Consider the following 243-nt stretch of genomic DNA (forward strand, 5'->3'; position numbering starts at 1 on the left):
CTCGACAACCAGCTCGCCAAGCTCAGCCAGGACAACGGCTACACCGTGCTGCTGCACAAGGCCTGGCGCCAGGACATCGGCGAGACCCCGGTGAAGATCGCCCTCAGCGAAGGCCAGGAACAGGATAATCATTTCCCGGTGGAAGGTACGCTGACCCTCAGCCAGGTGCGCTTCGTCGACATGGAGGCCGATTTCTGGGTCAATCGCTTCTGCGACGACGGTTTCCTCGCCGGCAGCCAGCAC

General features: G+C 62.6%; 1 protein-coding gene. It reads left to right on the forward strand.

Going from position 1 to position 243, the window contains the following annotated elements:
* The coding region (locus tag ACLJNW_RS27940; RefSeq protein ID WP_410961855.1) for a CsiV family protein at window positions 1-243 on the forward strand (243 nt) is incomplete at both ends.

The sequence above is a fragment of the Salmonella sp. SAL4457 genome (assembly GCF_046548235.1).
GTDB lineage: Bacteria > Pseudomonadota > Gammaproteobacteria > Enterobacterales > Enterobacteriaceae > Salmonella > Salmonella enterica.